This window comes from Cellulomonas chitinilytica (genome assembly GCF_016862675.1).
Taxonomy (GTDB): Bacteria; Actinomycetota; Actinomycetes; order Actinomycetales; family Cellulomonadaceae; genus Cellulomonas; species Cellulomonas chitinilytica.
This window is the reverse complement of sequence record NZ_BONK01000001.1, coordinates 454,716-470,403: the sequence shown is the minus strand read 5'-3', so window position 1 is coordinate 470,403 and position 15,688 is coordinate 454,716. Positions and strand designations below refer to the sequence as shown.

Genomic DNA, 15,688 nt, shown 5'->3' with positions numbered 1-15,688 from the left:
CGTGCCCGGCACGTCGGCCGGGACCGCCTAGGCTCGTCCGCATGCCGACCACCGCCCTGCTGGGGCCTGCGGAGATCCGTGAGCTCGCCGAGCGTGCGGGCGTCCGGCCCACGAAGACGCTCGGGCAGAACTTCGTGCTCGACGCGGGCACGGTCCGCAAGATCGTGCGGCAGGCCGACGTCACCGCGGGCGAGCGGGTCGTCGAGGTCGGCCCGGGCCTGGGCTCGCTCACGCTGGGCCTGCTCGAGGCGGACGCCGACGTGGTCGCCGTCGAGATCGACCCGGTGCTCGCACGCCTGCTGCCGTCGACCGTCGCGCGGCACGTCGACGGGCTCACGGTCACCGAGGTCGACGGGCACGCCGTCCTGCGCGACGCCGACGGGCGCGACCGTCTGACCGTCGTCATCTCCGACGCCCTCGACGTGCACGAGCTGCCCGGGCCCGCGCCGGTCGCGCTCGTCGCGAACCTCCCGTACAACGTGTCGGTCCCCGTGCTGCTGACGTTCCTCGAGAGGTTCGACTCGCTGGAGCGGGCGCTCGTCATGGTGCAGGCCGAGGTGGCGGACCGGCTCGCGGCACCGCCCGGCAGCCGCACGTACGGCGTGCCGTCGGCCAAGGCCGCCTGGTACACGCACGCCCGCCGCACCGCCACCGTGGGCCGCACGGTGTTCTGGCCGGTGCCCAACGTCGACTCCGCCCTCGTGCGGCTGGACCGCCGCGAGCCGCCGGCGACCACCGCCTCGCGGCAGGAGGTGTTCGCGGTGGTCGACGCGGCGTTCGCGCAGCGCCGCAAGATGCTCCGGCCCGCGCTGGCCACCCTGGCGGGTTCCGCGGACGCCGCGGAGCAGGCGCTGCGCGCCGCGGGCGTCGACCCGCAGGCGCGTGGTGAGCGGGTCGACATCGACGGCTTCGCGCGGATCGCCGAGCAGCTGGCGGCGGCGGGCGTCCTCGACCGTCCGACCAGGACGAGCACAGGTCGACCTGGCAGGGTGGACCCGTGACGTTGACCCCCGTGGCCCCGCTGCCCGAGCACGAGGTCAGGGTCCGCGCGCCCGGCAAGGTCAACCTCTCGCTGCGGGTCGGCCCGCGCGAGTCCGACGGGTACCACCCCGTCCTCACCGTCTTCCAGGCCGTCTCGGTGTTCGAGGAGGTCGTCGCGACCCCGTCGGACGTCCGCGAGCTCACCGTGAGCGGCCCGCAGGCCGAGCTCGTGCCGACCGACCCGTCGAACCTGGCGCTGCGCGCCGCCGCGCTGCTCGCCGAGCGCGCGGGCGTCGACGAGGGCGTGCACCTGCACCTGCACAAGGGTGTCCCGGTGGCCGGGGGCATGGCGGGCGGCTCGGCCGACGCCGCCGCGGCGCTCGTCGCCTGCGACACGCTGTGGCGCACGGGCCTCGGACGGGACGACCTGCTGGAGCTGGCCGCCGAGCTCGGGTCGGACGTGCCGTTCTCGTTCGTCGGGCACACCGCCGTCGGTTCGGGCCGCGGGCACCTGCTCACGCCCGCGCTGAGCCGCGGGGAGTTCCACTGGGCGTTCGCGGTGCAGGACCGGGGGCTGTCCACCGCCGCCGTGTACGCCGCGTTCGACGAGCTCGCCGCCGCGGGTGACCCGCCCGACCCCGAGGGTGACGTCCCGCTCATGCAGGCGCTGCGCGCGGGCGACCCCCGGGCGCTCGGTGCCGCCCTGCACAACGACCTCCAGCTCGCCGCCCTCGAGCTCGACCCGGGCCTCGCGGAGCCGCTCGCGGTCGCGCAGGACGCGGGCGCGCTCGGTGTGGTCGTCTCCGGGTCCGGGCCGACCGTCGCGGCCCTCGCCCGCAGCCGTCAGCACGCCCTCGTGCTCGCCGCCGCGTTCACGGCGTCCGGGGTCGCCGACCGGGTGCTGACCGCGGCGGGGCCGGTGTCCGGGGCGCGGGTCGTCGCTGCCGACTGAGCGGGCCGAGGTCGGCTCGACGCCTCCCGGCGGGCTCCGCATCCCGGTCCGCCCGGCGGTGGGTCAGCCGCACACCGAGGTGTCGTCCGCCGACGTCTTGACCCCGCTGCGCGGCTCCCAGGCGTCCGCCGGTGCCTGCGGCGGCGCGGTCGTCGTGGCCGGCGGGCTCGTGGCGGGCGGCGCCGTCCCTGCGGAGGTGGGCGTCAAGGCGGGCACAGAGGTCGGCACCTCGCGCCCCACCGGCTCGTCGGCGGCGATCCGTGCCCACAGCGTGGTGGCCTCCGACGTCCACTCCACCTTGTACCTCTGCCGGGTCGAGTCGACGACGGGTGTCATGACGAACACGATCTGGTCGGACCCGACGTGCTGCAGCGACCGCCCGAGCCCGACGAGGTCCGTGAGCCTGTCGAACCCGGTGCTCGCGCTGAGCGACCGGGTCGCGGCGTCGGCGAACGACAGCAGGGCCGGGGCGCTCGTCAGGACGTCGCGGCTCAGCACCTCGCGGGCGGTCGCGGCGAGGAAGTCCTGCTGCCGGCCGATCCGCCCCAGGTCGGAGCCGTCGCCGATGTCCTCCCGGGCGCGGGCGAACTGCAGCGCGGTCGGACCGTCGAACGTGTGCTGGCCGGCGGTGACGTGCAGGCCGGTCTTCTCGTCGTCGTAGTCCTGCGCGAGGCACATGGGGACGCCGCCGATCGCGTCGACCATCGTCTGGAACCCCGCGAAGTCGACGACCATGACCCCGTCGACGCGGACCCCGGTGGTCGACTCGACCGTCTTCCACGCGCACGCGGCGGCCGAGGCGACGTCGCCCCCGTGGTCCCAGCCGGTCGCGAAGGCCTTGTTGAACGGCGCGTCGGACAGGGCGGGGCTCGTGCTGCCGTCGGTCATGGTGCACGAGGGGATGTCGACGAGGCTGTCCCGGGGGATGGAGGCGAGCACGACCTGCGTGCGGTCGGCCGAGATGTGCGCGACGACCGTGGTGTCCGACCGCATGCCCTCGTCGGCACCGCCGATCTCGGCGTTCGCCCCGCGCCGGTCGTCGGAGCCGAGCAGCAGGAGGTTCACGGGGGAGCCGGCGTGCACGTCGGCGGGGTCCGCCGCCGTCGCGGACGACGACGGGCTCGGCCGGTCGTCGCCGAGCAGCCCGGCCGTGTCGAGGGTCTCGATGTTCGACTGCAGCCGCCACCACACCGCGCCGGCGGCGGCGCCCGCGAACGCCACCGAGCCGACGAGGACCAGGGCGACGACCCGCACCGTGCGGACGCCGCGTCCGCCGCGGGCATGGGACGGGGGCTGCGTGGGGGCGCTCATGCGCCTGACGCTAGAGGCGCAGGTCAGCGACGTGCGGGCGGTTCCTGTGCAGGTCCGCGTGCGGGCGTGGAGATCCTGTGACCCCGGCCCCGGGGTAGCCTGTCGCCCTCATGGCTCACCTTCTCGGCGCGGACCGCGTCACCCTCACGCTGGGCACGCGCACCCTGCTCGACGAGGTCAGCCTCGGCATCGACGACGGTGTGCTGCTCGGCGTCGTCGGGCCCAACGGAGCGGGCAAGTCGACCCTGCTGCGGGTCCTGGCGGGCCTCCAGGAGGTCGACTCGGGGCGCGTGACGCGCGCCGGCGGTGTGCGCGTCGCGGTCCTCGAGCAGCGCGACGACCTCGCGAGCGGCACGGTCCTCGACGCCGTCCACGGCGGGATCGACGAGCACGAGTGGGCCACCCACGCGGGCATCCGCTCGATCCACGCGGGCCTGCTCGCCGACGTCGACCTCGCCGCGGACGTGAGCACCCTGTCCGGCGGGCAGCGGCGTCGTGTCGCGCTCGCGGCCCTGCTGGTGCGGGACGACGAGGTCCTGGTGCTCGACGAGCCCACGAACCACCTCGACGTCGAGGGGGTGGCCTGGCTCGCCGCGCACCTCGTCGAGCGGTACGCGCGCGGGTCGGGCGCCCTCGTGGTCGTCACGCACGACCGCTGGTTCCTCGACGCGGTCTGCACGCGCACGTGGGAGGTGCACGACGGCGTCGTCGACCAGTACGACGGCGGGTACGCGGCCTACGTCCTGGCCCGCGCCGAGCGCGCCCGCACGGCGGCCACGACCGAGGAGAAGCGGCAGAACCTGCTCCGCAAGGAGCTCGCCTGGCTGCGTCGCGGCGCGCCGGCCCGCACGTCGAAGCCGAAGTTCCGGATCGACGCCGCGAACGCGCTCATCGCCGACGAGCCGCCGCCGCGCGACCAGCTCGCGCTGACCCGGATGGCGACGGCGCGGCTCGGCAAGGACGTGCTCGACGTCGAGGACGTGACGCTGGCGTACCCGGCGCACGACGGCACCGGGACGCGGGTGCTGCTCGACGACGTCACGTGGCGGCTCGGACCGGGAGACCGTGTCGGGCTGGTCGGCGTGAACGGCGCGGGCAAGACGTCGCTCATGGGGCTCCTCGCGGGCCGGGTCCAGCCGACGTCCGGGCGGGTCAAGCGGGGCAAGACCGTGCAGGTCGCCGAGCTCCGGCAGGACGTGGAGGACCTCGACGAGCTCGCGGACCTGCGCGTGGTCGAGGTCGTCGAGCGGGAGAAGCGGTCGGTGGTGGTGGGCGGCAAGGAGCTCACCGCGTCGCAGCTCGTCGAACGTCTCGGGTTCGCCCGCGACCGCGCCCGCACACCGGTCCGCGACCTGTCCGGCGGCGAGCGGCGGCGGCTGCAGCTGCTGCGCCTCCTCGTCGGCGAGCCCAACGTCCTGCTGCTCGACGAGCCGACGAACGACCTCGACACCGACACCCTCGCGGCCCTGGAGGACCTCCTCGACGGCTGGCCCGGCACGCTCGTCGTCGTGTCGCACGACCGCTACCTGCTGGAACGGGTCTGCGACCGGCAGCTCGCGCTGCTGGGCGACGGTGTGATCCGGGACCTGCCGGGCGGCGTCGAGCAGTACCTGGACCTGCGCCGCGCGGCGGTCGCTGCGAGCGCGGCACCCGCGGCGACGACGCCCGCGCCCGTCGCCGCCGACGTGCCGACCACGCCGACCGCGTCGCCGGCGGACGTCCGTGCCGCCCGCAAGGAGATCGGCCGCATCGAGCGTCGGCTCTCGAAGATCGCGGAGCTCGAGGCGAAGGTGCACGCCCGGATGGCCGAGCAGGCGACCGACCACGAGGCCGTCCTCGCGCTCGACGCCGAGCTGCGGACCCTCGCGGCGGAGAAGGACGACCTCGAGGGCCAGTGGCTCGACGCCGCGGAGATCGTGGGCTGACGGGCCGGTCCCACCGCACCCGGCGCGTCCCGCACCCGGACGGTGGCGACCTCGTCGTCGCTGGTCAGGCGCCGTGCACACCCGCCGCCCGCGCCAGGGCGAGCTGCGCCGCCACGGCCATCGCGAGCACCGCCCCGAGCACCACGAGCAGCGGTGCGGTCCACCCGCCCGACGCCGTGTGCACCGCGCCGAGCACGCTCGGGCCGAGGGCGGCGCACCCGTAGCCGGCCGTCTGGATCGCCGCGGACATCCGCCGGGCGCCCGCCTGCGACCCCGCCGTCGTCGCGACCACGGTGAAGATCACCGCGAAGTTGCCGCCCTGCGCCACGCCCGCGCACGTGCACCACAGCGGCCACCAGCCGGGGGCGACGAGCAGCCCGACGGGCAGCAGCACCCACCCGACCGTGATCGCCAGCGCGACGACCCGCACGGGCACCCGCCGCCCCAGCGCCAGCGGCACGCCGATGCCACCGACCATCCCGAACAGCTGGAACAGCGCGGCCGCCCCGCCGGACGCCGTCCGCGCGAGACCCAGCTCGTCGTGCAGGACCGACGGCAGCCACGCGCTCACCGCGTAGTAGCCGAACGCCTGCCCCGCGAACGCCACCGCGAGCAGCCACGTGACGGAGCGCCGCAGCACGTCGGGCCGCCCGTCGTCCGGGTCGTCGGGGCCGGTCCGGGCAGGGCCGCGAGCCGCCCGCCGCCACCCGTACGCCCGCAGCCACACGGCGAGCGCGACGACGGCCAGGAGCCCCCACGAGGCCAGCGCCCACCGCCAGCCGACGAGCTCGGCGAGGGGCGCGGTGAGGGTCGTCGTCAGGACGCTGCCGCCGTTGAGCGCGGCGGTGTACAGGCCGGTGACGCGGGCGACGTGCCCGGGGAAGTCCCGGCCGATGACGACCGGCACGGCGACGTTGCCCGCGGTGATCGCGACGCCGATGAGCACCGTCCCGACGAGGGCCGTGGTGGCGCCGCCCGACGAGCGCAGCACGGTCCCGGCCAGCACGGTGACGAGCGAAGCGGCGACGACGAGGGCCGTACCGAGCCGTGCGAGCAGCACGGACACCAGCGGCGTCGCGAGCGCGAAGCAGAGCACCGGAACCCCGGTGAGCAGCCCGGCTCCCGCCGCGGACAGGCCCAGGTCGTCGCGCAGCGGCTCGACGACGGGCGCGAGTGCCGTGATCGGCGCGCGCAGGTTGAGGGCGTACAGCAGGACGGCGGAGAGCAGCAGCCCCCGCGCGGCCGGTCCGACGAGCGGCCGGACCCCACTCATCGCCGGCTCATGCCCTCACGAGGCGTCGAAGGGGGCGACGACCTCGCGCAGCAGGTCGGCCAGCCGGCCGCGGTCCGCCTCCGAAAGGTCGCCGAGCAGGTTCCGCTCGACGTCGAGCAGGTCCGCGAACGCGGCGTCGACCCGGGCCAGCCCGGCGTCCGTGAGCTGGACGAGCACCCCGCGGCGGTCGTCGGGCGACGGCTGGCGCTCCACCAGCCCGTGCTCCACGAGCCGGTCGATCCGGTTCGTCATCGTGCCGCTCGTCACGAGCGTCTGGGTGAGCAGGGCGCCGGGGGACAGCCGGTACGGCGCCCCGGCCCGACGCAGGGCCGAGAGCACGTCGAACTCCCACGTCTCCAGGTCGTGCCGCGCGAACGCGCCGCGGCGCGCGAGGTCGAGGTGGCGTGCGAGCCGGCTGACCCGGGACAGCACGGTGAGCGGCCGCACGTCGAGGTCCGGCCGTTCCCGCTCCCACGCGAGCACGATCCGGTCGACCTCGTCGCGCGCACCCGGCTCGACGGGAACGGTGCCTGACGCCATGTCGCGAGATTACTCGACGTCGACAGACCCCTCCGGGACGTCGGTCAGGTGTGCTTGGCGAGCGTCGGGCGGCGCTCCAGCCCCGACAGACCGTTCCAGGCGAGGTTGACGAGGTGCGCGGCGACCTCCGCCTTGCGGGGACTGCGCGCGTCGAGCCACCACTGACCGGTGAGCGCGACCATGCCGACGAGCATCTGCGCGTAGATCGGCGCGGTGCGCGGGTCGAGGCCCTGCTTCTTGAACTGGTCGGCGAGCAGGTGCTCGACCTGCGTCGCGACGTCGCCGATGAGGCTCGAGAACGTGCCGGTCGCCTGCGCCACGGGGGAGTCGCGCACGAGGATGCGGAAGCCGTCCTCGGACGTCTCGATGTAGCTGAGCAGCGCGAGCGTGGTCCGCTCGACGAGCACCTTGGGGTGGCCGCCGCCCTCCAGCGCCCCGCTCAGCGCACCCGTCAGCGCCTGGATCTCCCGGTCGACGACGACCGCGTAGACGCCTTCCTTGCCTCCGAAGTGCTCGTACACGACGGGCTTGGACACCTCGGCGCGCGCGGCGATCTCCTCGACGCTCGTGCCGTCGAAGCCCTTCTCGGCGAACAGGCGACGGGAGACGTCGAGCAGCTGGGCGCGTCGCTGCGTGCCCGTCATGCGCGAACGCGGCACGCGCTTGGTCTCCGGCGTCACGGGGCCATCATGCCGTGCGTCGCGTCCGGGCCGTGGTGCCGGTCCGTGGTGCGGGTGCGTGCCCTGGCAGACTGGTCCGCCGACGGCGGTGCACGAACCGCCGGTCCGCCCTGGTGTAACGGCAGCACGCCGGCCTTTGGAGCCGTGCAGTCCAGGTTCGAATCCTGGGGGCGGAGCTCACGCTCACTCACGCCCGCGTCGTCGTGGCGCGGTGCCGGGTCACGGTCGTGCGAGTGTCCCGCGGCCGCCTGCGATCGCCAGGTCACAAGAAGGTAACGAGGAGAGCGAAACTCCCGCGGCGGGTGACGCGGGTCACTACCTTCACGACCGCGGGCGAACTCGCCCGAATCGTCCCGAGCAGGGAGAAAACTCAGAATGCGCATACTTCGTCGCGCCATCGTCACGCTCACCGTCGCAGGGTTCGGCGTCCTCGCCGTCGCGCCCGTCGCGCAGGCCTACGACGGCCTGTGCGACTCCGGCTACATGTGTCTCTACACCGACGCCGGTTACGGGGGGACCTTGCGGGGATTCAGCAACTCCAAGCTCTCGTTCGCCGGAGGAGCCTGGCTGAACGACAAGACCAGCTCCGCGTCCGCGAACGGTGGGTCGTGCCACCGCAGCTACTACATCAACCGCGACGACTGGGTGCTGAACGACGGGTACTTCTACCTGAACTCGCGCCAGCTCGACAACATGAACTACCGCGACCCCGACCTGACCAACGGCGCAGGCGTGGGGTCCTGGGCGGCCCCGGCCAACGCCAACGACCAGGTCTCGTCCGCGCAGTTCTCGGACTGCAGGTGATCTCATCGCACCTCCCCGGGTCCCGACCGTCGACGGTCGGGGCCCGGGGCCGAGTCCTCGTCACGCTCGTGCTCGTCGGAACGCTCGCTGCGTGCACCGGCGGCACGGGTGACGACCGAGCGCGCGACGACGCCCCGGACGCCGCGGCCACGGCCGCCGCGATCAGCGCGGGTGTCGTGCTCGACGCCGAGCTGAACCAGCAGACCGGGGCGATCACGTTCCCGCTGGACCCGTTCCTGCCGACGAAGGCCGACTCGTCCGTGCTCGACGAGGCGATCCTGCTGGACGCAGCCGCGTGCGCGGACGCGCAAGGGGTGCGCTACCTGGTCCCCGCGCGAGACGTGCCGCAGGAGTACGACCAGGACGCCCTGGACGGCCCCTGGACCATCGCTCAGGCCGAGCGGTTCGCCTTCGTCCAGCCGATGACCGACGCCGACCTTCGCGGCAACGGGATCGTCGGAGCACCAAGTGCGCCGCCGGTAGCCCCGCGCGCGGACCGCACGTTGGGCGACATCCCGACCGACAGCCCCGAGCGTCAGGTCGTGGACGAGTGCTACGCCAAGAACAAGAAGGTGGCGGCCGAGCTGCGTGCGGCGCAGAGCCCGACAGCACCGTGGATGCGCGAGCTGTCCGACGCGGCGACCGCGGCGCAGGAGTCGGACGTGGCCGATGGCCTCCGCGCAGAGCTGCGCGCGTGCTACGAGCAGCAGGGCATCGCCGTCGACCCCGCAGCGTTCGACGACGGCCACCTCGGGTTCACGGCCGGGGTGGCTGGTGCCGACCCGGGAACGATCGACGCCGACCAGATCGCCCTCGCGGTCGGCGTGGTCAGGTGCAAGGACCAGGTCCGGTACACCGAGCGCGCCGCCGCTCTGGTCGCACAGGCCCAGGCACCCTTGATCATCCGGAACCTCGACGAGATGCGCGCCTTCCGGCAGAACCTCGACGACGCCCTGGCGCAGGCACAGGACATCGTCGCCGCGCACGCCGACCTCACGACGACATGGTGAGTGAGCAGTCCGGCCCGCGACGAGCACGGTGGCTGGCGGTCTGGGTCGTCGTGTCGCTGCTCGTGACCAGCGTCGCTTTCGCCCTCGGCACGCTGGTCCGTTCGCCGTCCGAGGCAGCGGCCGCGAACTCCCGGGAGAAGGTCCCGGTCACGGCGCGGGTGACGCAGCGGGAGATCACCGCGGAGGAGACGGTCGTGACGGGCAAGGTCGCAGCCGGGACGAGACGCGACGTCGTCCCGGCCGCGACCTCGGCATCGGCCTCCCGCTCGGTCCTGACCGGCCGGTCCGTCGACGCCGGTGCCGTCCTCCTGCCGGGGACGGCGCCGATCGAGGTCAACAGCCGACCGCTGGTCACCCTCACGCTCCCGTTCGACCTCTTCCGGGATCTCGGACCAGGGATGGAGGGGAGCGACGTGCGAGCGGTCCAGGAGGGGCTCGCCGGCCTCCACCTGTTCCGGGGCACGCCCGACGGGCGGTTCGGGCGGCAGACGTCCGCCGCGATCCGGGCCCTGTACGCCCGCGTCGGCGCGAGCGCCCCGGCGCCGTCCACCGAGCTGTCGTCCGCGGTCGAGGCAGCGAACGAGGCGCTGACGGCGGCGGAGGCGGCCCTCCAGCCAGCCCCGACGTCACCGGAGGGCGCACTCGACGCCCCCACGAGCACGGCGGGACTCGAGGCAGCCGTCACCAAGGCCCGGGCGGACCTCGCCGCGGCCACGGCGGCCGCCGACACACCACTGCCGGCGGCCGAGATCCTCTCGCTGCCCTCGGCACCCGTCCAGCTCGTCTCGGTCGCGGCGGTGGGGACCGATGTCACCGAGGCGCCCGCCCTCACCCTCCGCTCGGGGGACACCACGGTCGTCGCGCGCGCGTCCGTCGCGGCGGCGGACCAGCTGGCGGTCGGCGCGACCGCGACGATCACCGGAGCGAGCGACACGAGCGTCAGTGCGAGCGCGACGGTCACCGCGGTGAGCGACTTCCGGTCGGCCGCCACGGAGGAGGGGACCCCACCGGGCTTCGACATCACGCTGACGCTGGGTGCGGACTCGGTGTTCGACGACGGTGCGCTCGTCGTGGTCACGCCGGACCAGGCGCCCGAGGCGGCGTCCGGGCCGGCCGTCCCGCTCGTCGCGGTGCGGCACGACTCGGACGGGTCGTACGTCATGGCGGGCGGGGGCACACCGGCACGCGTCGCCGTCACGGTCGTCGCGTCCGGCCAGGGGTGGGCGATCGTCGAGTCGGGGCTCCACGTCGGCGACGTCGTCCAGGTCAGCGGGTGAGCCGTCCTGCCCTCGAGGTGCGCGACGTCACGAAGACCTACGTGGGGCACCCCCCGACGCCGGTCCTGCACGGGGTGGACCTGTCCGTCGGCGCGGGAGAGCGAGTGGCGATCTTCGGCAGCTCGGGCTCCGGCAAGTCCACGCTCCTGAACATCCTGGGCCTGCTGGACGTCCCGACGTCGGGGGCGTACGACCTCCTCGGGCAGGACACCTGCGCATTGTCGTCGTCGACGCGCGCCAAGCACCGCGCCTCGGCCCTGGGGTTCGTCTTCCAGGAGCATCACGTCCTCGGCGCCCGGACCGTCGCCGAGAACCTCGCCATCAAGCTCGCGATCTCGGGCGTCGGCCGCCGCGGCCGGGCGGACCTGGTCCGGGACGCACTGACGCAGGTCGGGCTGACGCACCGCCGGAACGCCCCCGGCCGCCTGCTGTCGGGAGGGGAGAAGCAACGGCTCGCCGTCGCTCGCGCGATCCTGACGCAGCCGCCGGTGCTGCTCGCGGACGAGCCGACGGGAAACCTCGACCGGGCGAACGCCGACAACATCCTCGACCTGTTCGACTCGCAGGCCCGCAAGGGGGTCGCGGTCGTCGTCATCACGCACGACCCGACGACCGCGCGCTGGGCCGACCGGGCGCTCGAGCTCGACGGCGGCCGGTTGAGGCTCGGAGCGCACGGATGAACGTCATGGACCTGATGCACGACGTGCTCGTCGAGATCCACACCCGGAGGGCGCGCACGACGCTGCTCGTCGCCGCGATCGCGCTCTCGACGGGTGCCCTCGTCGGCGCCGTCTCGATCTCCCGGATGGCCGCGGTCCAGATCGACACCGACCTCGCGGCCACGGCCACGCGCACGATCGTCGTGACGCCGGCGTCGCAGGAAGGCCCCGCGAGCGCGCTCGCCGTCCCGGCCGGGGCCGTGTTCCCGAGCGACGCGGAGGCCGCCGTCACGTCGCTGCCGCTCGTGGAGGCCGCGGGGCTACGACAGGACCTGACGACGCGCGGGGCCGCAGTCCTGCGGGCGAGGGACCCGGTGGACGGTCCCGAGGTCACGGGCCTGACGGTCGCCGGCGTGAGCGCGGGGTACCTGGACGCCGTGGAGCTCGACGCCGTGCCCACCGCGTGGATGCTCGACGGCACCGACCGTGTCGTCCTGCTCGGGGCGAAGGCCGCGGAGTCGCTCGACGTCCCGGTCTCGCAGGATCCGACAGGGCACGGGGTCTGGCTCAACGGCATCCGCTATCCGGTCGTCGGCTTCCTCACGGGCGACCCGGCGCTGTCGTCGACCGTCGTCGTGCCCTACGGCCTCGTCACGCAGATGCTCGGTACCGACGCCGGCGCCTCGCTCACGGTGCTCACCGCGCCGGGCGGAGCGGGGCCGGTGGCCTCGGTCGTCAGGACCGCGGTGCGTCCGGACCTGCCCGCGTCGCTCGCGACGTCGATCGTGGTCGACGCCGCAGGTGCTCGCCGGGGCGTCGCCACGCAGCTCGACCGGCTCGTGGCGTGGATCGGAGGGCTGCTCCTGGCGCTCACGATGCTCCTGATCGCGAACGCGATGGTCGTGGCGGTGATGTCCCGCACCCCGGAGATCGGCCTGCGCCGCGCCATGGGTGCGTCACGCCGGAACATCGCGAGCCTGGTGCTGTGCGAGGGGGCGACCGCCGGGGTCGTCGGCGGCCTCGCCGGCGCTGCGCTCGCCGCGGTGCTCGTCGTCGCGACGGCCGTCGTCAACGGCTGGACGGCTCGGGTCGACCCGGTCCTGCTGGCCGTGGCCCCGGTGTTCGGCCTCGCCGCAGCGGCGCTGGCGTCGGTGTACCCGGCGGCCCGGGCGGCCGCGGTGCAGCCGGCGACCGCCGTCCGCTCGGACTGAGGTACGAGCAATCGGCGGGCCGCACCGACCCCGCGTCGTGCGGTGCCCGTTCCGTCACCGTGGCGTGGGAGCCCGTTCCCACGGCGGTAGAGTGCACGGTGCGCACGGTCCGCCGCCCGAGCCCATCGGGCAGATCCGCGAGGAGCACCCACAGGTGACGTATCCCCGCCCAGCCGCCGTCATCGTCCTCGCCGCAGGTGAAGGTACGCGGATGCGCTCGGCCACCCCGAAGGTCCTGCACACCCTGGCCGGAAGGAGCATGGTCGGCCACGCCCTGGCGTCGGCGCGTGCGCTGGACCCGGACCGGGTGGTCGTGGTCGTCCGGCACGAGCGCGCGGCGGTCGCCGCGCACGTCGCCGACATCGACCCCCGCGCACTGCTGGCGGACCAGGACGAGATCCCCGGCACGGGCCGCGCGGTGCAGGTGGCCATGACGGCCCTGGACGCCGCCGCGCAGGCGGACGTCGCGGGCGCCGCCCAGGGCACACCCGGCGCGGGCACGGCCGCGGGGGCGCTGCTCGACGGTGCGGTCGTCGTGGTCGCCGGCGACGTGCCCCTGCTCGACGCGGGAACCCTCGGCGAGCTGCTCGCCGCGCACCACGCGGACGCGAACGCCGTGACGGTGCTCACGACCGAGGTCGACGACGCGACCGGCTACGGCCGGATCCTGCGCGAGGTCGGCACCGGTGACGTGCTGGGCATCGTCGAGGAGAAGGACGCCTCGGAGGAGCAGCGCGCGATCGCGGAGATCAACTCGTCGATCTACGTCTTCGACGCGGCCGTGCTGCGATCCGCCCTCGGGCGGCTCGGCCGGGACAACGCGCAGGGCGAGGTGTACCTCACCGACGTGCTGGCGATCGCGCGGGCCGACGGCGGCCACGTGCGGGCGCTGCGCACCGACGACCCGCTGGTCGTCGAGGGCGTCAACGACCGCGTGCAGCTCGCCCGCCTGCGTGCCGAGCTCAACCGCCGGCTGCTCGAGGACTGGATGCGCGAGGGCGTCACGGTCGTCGACCCGGCGACCACCTGGGTGGACGTCGACGTCGAGCTGGAGCGCGACGTGACGCTCCTGCCCGGCACCCAGCTGCACGGCGCGACCGTGGTGCGCGAGGGTGCGACGGTCGGGCCCGACACCACGCTGACCGACGTCGAGGTCGGCCCCGGCGCGAGCGTCGTCCGCACGCACGGGACCCTCGCGGTGATCGGCCGGGGCGCGAGCGTCGGCCCGTTCGCGTACCTGCGTCCGGGCACCGTCCTCGGCGACGCCGGCAAGATCGGCACGTTCGTCGAGACGAAGAACGCCCAGATCGGCACGGGCTCCAAGGTCCCGCACCTGTCGTACGTGGGTGACGCGACGATCGGCGAGCACACGAACATCGGCGCCGCGTCGGTGACCGTCAACTACGACGGCGTGAACAAGCACCACACGACGATCGGCTCGTACGCCCGCACGGGCGCCGACAACATGTTCGTCGCACCCGTGACCATCGGCGACGGCGCCTACACGGGTGCCGGCAGCGTCATCCGGCGCGACGTCCCGGCCGGTGCGCTGGGCGTGAGCGCCGGGGCGCAGCGCAACATCGAGGGCTGGGTCGCCCGGGCCCGGGCCGGGACCCCGGCCGCCGACGCGGCCGGGCGTGCGCTCGCCGACGACGACACCGCCGACCTGTCCCCGCAGGCCCGCGCCGAGCGTGAGCGCGCCGCCAAGGCTGCCGCCGGGATCCCGCAGACGCCGCCGCCGCACCTGCCCGACCAGCCCGCACCCCTCGCGGAGCCCACCACCCCGTCGGCGTCCGCCGGCACGAACGCGAAGGACTCCACGCGATGACCGGGATCGTCTCCTCCGACGGCGAGAAGCGCCTCGTCCTGGTCTCCGGGCGGGCGCACACCGAGCTCGCCACGAACGTGGCGGGCGCCCTGGGCATCGAGCTGGTGCCGACGACCGCGTACGACTTCGCCAACGGTGAGATCTACACCCGGTTCGGGGAGTCGGTGCGCGGCTCGGACGCGTTCGTCCTGCAGTCGCACGCGTCGCCGATCAACCAGTGGATCATGGAGCAGCTGCTCATGGTCGACGCCCTGAAGCGGGCGTCGGCGAAGACGATCACGGTCGTCGCGCCGTTCTACGGGTACGCCCGCCAGGACAAGAAGCACCGCGGCCGCGAGCCGATCTCGGCCCGCCTGCTGGCGGACCTGTTCAAGACGGCCGGCGCGGACCGGCTCATGAGCGTCGACCTGCACACGGCGCAGATCCAGGGCTTCTTCGACGGGCCCGTCGACCACCTGTGGGCGATGCCGACGCTGATCGACTACGTCCGCACGCGCGTCGACACGTCGAACGTGACGGTCGTGTCGCCCGACGCGGGTCGCATCCGCGTCGCCGAGCAGTGGGCGAACAAGCTCGGCGGCGGCCCGCTGGCGTTCGTGCACAAGTCCCGCGACATCCGCAGCCCCAACAAGACGGTCGCGAACCGTGTGGTCGGTGACGTCGAGGGCCGCTCGTGCGTGCTGGTCGACGACCTCATCGACACCGGCGGCACCATCGCCGGTGCCGTCCGCGTCATCCTCGAGGCGGGTGCGAAGGACGTCATCGTCGCGGCGACGCACGGCGTGCTGTCCGACCCGGCGGTCGAGCGCCTCCAGGCCAGCGGCGCACGCGAGATCGTCGTGACCGACACGCTCCCCATCGAGGACGAGAAGCGGTTCCCGCAGCTGACGGTCCTGTCGATCGCGCCGCTCATCGCGCGGGCCATCCGCGAGGTGTTCGACGACGGCTCCGTCACGTCGCTGTTCGACGGCCAGGCCTGACGCCGCCCACCGGTGGACGTGCCGCAGAGCACGTCCACCGGGACCTTCGGGGTTTGGGGTGCGCCCCGGTACCGGGTAAGATCGTCAGGTTGCCTCGGCGAGGGACGACGGATGGTCCACCGGTTTCAGCACCACGGGGGACCGCCCTAGCTCCGTGATCGACTGGGCGGTATGCCTCCGCGTGCCCGTCCTGCGCCCCGCGTCGAGGCCACCGCCAGCGTCACCACCACATCTTCCGCGCCGTCGTCCTGACGACG

14 protein-coding genes, 1 tRNA gene and 1 pseudogene are annotated in these 15,688 nt (G+C 74.3%); 12 read left to right on the top strand and 4 right to left on the bottom strand.

Annotated features, from left to right (window positions below; genetic code table 11):
* Positions 1–41 precede the first annotated feature (41 nt).
* Both rsmA and Cch01nite_RS02165 read left to right on the top strand, forming a co-directional pair.
* Positions 42–1,001 (top strand): 16S rRNA (adenine(1518)-N(6)/adenine(1519)-N(6))-dimethyltransferase RsmA, encoded by a 960-nt coding sequence (gene rsmA, locus Cch01nite_RS02170; protein WP_203747914.1) that lies wholly within the window; start codon positions 42–44, stop codon positions 999–1,001.
* Positions 998–1,933 carry a 4-(cytidine 5'-diphospho)-2-C-methyl-D-erythritol kinase gene (locus Cch01nite_RS02165; protein WP_203747911.1) on the top strand — a complete coding sequence of 312 codons (936 nt, stop codon included), beginning with the start codon at positions 998–1,000 and terminating at the stop codon, positions 1,931–1,933. Before rsmA ends, Cch01nite_RS02165 begins: the two co-directional genes overlap by 4 nt.
* A gap of 63 nt (positions 1,934–1,996) precedes the next feature.
* Here the strand turns inward: Cch01nite_RS02165 and Cch01nite_RS02160 are convergent, their stop codons facing one another.
* A complete protein-coding gene (locus Cch01nite_RS02160) occupies positions 1,997–3,244 on the bottom strand; it encodes an LCP family protein (RefSeq protein ID WP_203747908.1) in 1,248 nt (415 codons plus the stop codon).
* A gap of 110 nt (positions 3,245–3,354) precedes the next feature.
* Here Cch01nite_RS02160 and Cch01nite_RS23030 point away from each other — a divergent pair.
* Together Cch01nite_RS23030 and Cch01nite_RS02155 are read left to right on the top strand one after the other, a co-directional pair.
* Positions 3,355–3,837: pseudogene (locus Cch01nite_RS23030) on the top strand (ATP-binding cassette domain-containing protein); the annotation flags it as partial.
* On the top strand, positions 3,823–5,169 hold the full coding sequence (locus Cch01nite_RS02155; protein WP_373309761.1) for an ABC-F family ATP-binding cassette domain-containing protein: 1,347 nt from the start codon (positions 3,823–3,825) through the stop codon (positions 5,167–5,169). The pseudogene Cch01nite_RS23030 and the gene Cch01nite_RS02155, both read left to right, overlap by 15 nt.
* 64 nt (positions 5,170–5,233) lie before the next feature.
* Here Cch01nite_RS02155 and Cch01nite_RS02150 read toward each other — a convergent pair whose 3' ends face one another.
* The 3 genes from Cch01nite_RS02150 to Cch01nite_RS02140 are packed head-to-tail and all read right to left on the bottom strand — an operon-like array spanning position 5,234 to position 7,626.
* Positions 5,234–6,442 (bottom strand): MFS transporter, encoded by a 1,209-nt coding sequence (locus tag Cch01nite_RS02150; RefSeq protein WP_203747903.1) that lies wholly within the window; start codon positions 6,440–6,442, stop codon positions 5,234–5,236.
* Between the two features lie 15 nt (positions 6,443–6,457).
* On the bottom strand, positions 6,458–6,982 hold the full coding sequence (locus Cch01nite_RS02145; protein ID WP_203747901.1) for a MarR family winged helix-turn-helix transcriptional regulator: 525 nt from the start codon (positions 6,980–6,982) through the stop codon (positions 6,458–6,460).
* Between the two features lie 44 nt (positions 6,983–7,026).
* On the bottom strand, positions 7,027–7,626 hold the full coding sequence (locus Cch01nite_RS02140) for a TetR/AcrR family transcriptional regulator (protein WP_203748139.1): 600 nt from the start codon (positions 7,624–7,626) through the stop codon (positions 7,027–7,029).
* A gap of 140 nt (positions 7,627–7,766) precedes the next feature.
* On the opposite strand from Cch01nite_RS02140, the gene Cch01nite_RS02135 reads away from it, so the two are divergent.
* The 8 genes from Cch01nite_RS02135 to Cch01nite_RS02100 all read left to right on the top strand — a co-directional run bounded on the left by Cch01nite_RS02135 (position 7,767) and on the right by Cch01nite_RS02100 (position 15,431).
* A tRNA-Gln gene (locus Cch01nite_RS02135) sits at positions 7,767–7,838 on the top strand.
* Positions 7,839–8,037: 199 nt separating this feature from the next.
* A complete protein-coding gene (locus Cch01nite_RS02130) occupies positions 8,038–8,466 on the top strand; it encodes a peptidase inhibitor family I36 protein (protein WP_203747899.1) in 429 nt (142 codons plus the stop codon).
* Entirely contained in the window at positions 8,463–9,476 is a 1,014-nt protein-coding gene (locus tag Cch01nite_RS02125) for a hypothetical protein (protein ID WP_203747897.1), read from the top strand. Before Cch01nite_RS02130 ends, Cch01nite_RS02125 begins: the two co-directional genes overlap by 4 nt.
* Positions 9,473–10,753 (top strand): peptidoglycan-binding protein, encoded by a 1,281-nt coding sequence (locus tag Cch01nite_RS02120; RefSeq protein WP_203747894.1) that lies wholly within the window; start codon positions 9,473–9,475, stop codon positions 10,751–10,753. Before Cch01nite_RS02125 ends, Cch01nite_RS02120 begins: the two co-directional genes overlap by 4 nt.
* Positions 10,750–11,433 (top strand): ABC transporter ATP-binding protein, encoded by a 684-nt coding sequence (locus Cch01nite_RS02115; RefSeq protein ID WP_203747892.1) that lies wholly within the window; start codon positions 10,750–10,752, stop codon positions 11,431–11,433. Before Cch01nite_RS02120 ends, Cch01nite_RS02115 begins: the two co-directional genes overlap by 4 nt.
* A gap of 5 nt (positions 11,434–11,438) precedes the next feature.
* Entirely contained in the window at positions 11,439–12,623 is a 1,185-nt protein-coding gene (locus tag Cch01nite_RS02110) for an ABC transporter permease (protein WP_203747889.1), read from the top strand.
* Between the two features lie 211 nt (positions 12,624–12,834).
* Positions 12,835–14,451 carry a bifunctional UDP-N-acetylglucosamine diphosphorylase/glucosamine-1-phosphate N-acetyltransferase GlmU gene (gene glmU / locus Cch01nite_RS02105; RefSeq protein WP_239069730.1) on the top strand — a complete coding sequence of 539 codons (1,617 nt, stop codon included), beginning with the start codon at positions 12,835–12,837 and terminating at the stop codon, positions 14,449–14,451.
* The gene (locus tag Cch01nite_RS02100) at positions 14,448–15,431 is read left to right on the top strand and encodes a ribose-phosphate diphosphokinase (protein ID WP_203747883.1); all 984 of its coding nucleotides are present in this window, start codon (positions 14,448–14,450) and stop codon (positions 15,429–15,431) included. The genes glmU and Cch01nite_RS02100 overlap by 4 nt, the downstream gene beginning before the upstream one ends.
* The last annotated feature ends 257 nt before the right edge of the window (positions 15,432–15,688 follow it).